Source organism: Vibrio sp. B172a (assembly GCF_030248355.1).
Classification (GTDB): Bacteria; Pseudomonadota; Gammaproteobacteria; order Enterobacterales; family Vibrionaceae; genus Vibrio; species Vibrio owensii.
The window spans coordinates 1-1791 of the sequence record NZ_JAHGAC010000058.1 but is presented as its reverse complement, the minus strand read 5'-3'; the positions used below and the strand labels follow the sequence as shown (position 1 = coordinate 1791).

Below are 1791 nucleotides of genomic sequence, written 5' to 3'. Positions count from 1 at the left end.
GATGTGGCAGTTTTCAAACTATTCACCATAGATCACCTATCGGCTTCACTATTGTGTCTTAACTTGCTTTGTTGATAATAAGGTACTTAGTTAAATTCCGAACCAAAAATGAAGATAGCAATTAATAAGACATTTATTTTATGATAAAAATAAGCCTAGAGAATAAGAGCATATTAAAAACGGCTAACGAAATCTAAAAATAACATTTAAACAACATCAGATTCTTTTGTTTATTAAATCAATCGCAAAGATGTTTGCTATGGCCAATATTTCATATATATTCTCACTAGGAGATGATATTTTATCAAATAATTCGGTAACCGTATTTATATGTTCATTACTTATAAAGCCTTTTATAGCATTTATGTCGATAATTTCAGAAAAAACACCAAGATTGACGACAATAACTTTATCTAGCCTCTCTATTTTTACATCAAGATCACCTGAAAAGGAAAAAATACCATGATTGGTTTTATTTTCTATTAAGCCTTCTCCATAAGACACATAGTTGTTTGACTTTAAAATTACTATATTATTCTCAAATATAGAATTGAAATCTCTTAAATTAAAATCCATTTCTAAATTTGAAAAATATAGAAAATTCTTTGAAATAAGAATTTGCGTTCTTGAATTACTAATTATTTCACTGACAATTGATTTATTCATATTAGATATTTTATATTAATAATGTTGCATAATAATATGCAAGCGTAATGAAGATAAAGTCAAGCATTTTACAAAATCTCAAGTAACACTTTGTTACATTATTTCATAATTTTAATATTGCTTCAATTTTCATGGTCAGATTATTATCATTTCTATAGATAACTTCTGTTATGTTGCAGAAAATACTAAATAACTCATCAAACTAATCAGCGAAATTTTTATTTTCCTTCATTTGATAATCCTACCTCTTGGAAGATACGGCTACACTTACTTGCTCACGTCTTCCAAATCGAAGAGTAAGCGTAATCTTGTGTCCGCGCCTAATATATATCCCCATATCAGAATCGATACCGCTAAGTAACAAAAATTTTTAAACCTACGATTAAGACAATCAATAGGGACCTCTACCTTTCACTTGACAGAATGTTTCTTTATTTAGCTTAACAAAGCTTAAATCGGCATATTGTCTAATGCTATAAACTCAGCGATTTTTGACTAAGTATCATTGCCGCTCTAACTATCACTTAGACAAACCAATAAAATAAACAGATAAAAACAAATTCAATCTTCAATAACACTGATATAATATGTATCTTATTAATAAACCAAATAATGAAAGGAATTTAATTGTGTCGGAAATGTTAAAAACATTGCTTAATATTCGCTCTCTGCGAGCATTCTCACGCGAGTTAACTTTGGAGCAGTTAGAAGAAGCACTCGATAAACTAACCACTGTAGCACTCGAGCGAAAAAAGCTCGAAAAAGCAGCGCTTGAAGAACGTGAAGAGCAAAACGCGAAACTTGAAGAAATAGCTAAACAAATCACGAAAAATGGCATTGATGTTGATGCTTTAATTAAAGCTCTATCTAATCAAACAAAAACGAAGGTTAAAACTAAACGTTCACCTCGTCCTGCAAAATATCGGTACATTGATGATAATGGCAAAGAAAAAACGTGGACAGGCCAGGGGCGAACACCATCAGTAATTCAAGTTCAGCTAGATGCAGGAAAATCTCTAGATGAATATTTGATAGACAAACAATAATTGTTAAATAGGCGACGATGTCGCCTATTTAATTAATCATGAAATAGAAATATACAGTATCTACCCAATGGCGCCCAGT

General features: G+C 30.7%; 2 protein-coding genes. One reads left to right on the top strand and one right to left on the bottom strand.

Going from position 1 to position 1791, the window contains the following annotated elements:
• Positions 1-216: 216 nt before the first annotated feature.
• Positions 217-666: a hypothetical protein gene (locus KIT90_RS27770; protein WP_285379780.1), complete on the bottom strand. Its 450-nt coding sequence runs from the start codon at positions 664-666 to the stop codon at positions 217-219.
• 629 nt (positions 667-1295) lie between these two features.
• Here KIT90_RS27770 and KIT90_RS27765 point away from each other — a divergent pair.
• Positions 1296-1712, top strand: a complete 417-nt coding sequence (locus KIT90_RS27765; protein ID WP_285379778.1) for an H-NS family nucleoid-associated regulatory protein — start codon at positions 1296-1298, stop codon at positions 1710-1712.
• The last annotated feature ends 79 nt before the right edge of the window (positions 1713-1791 follow it).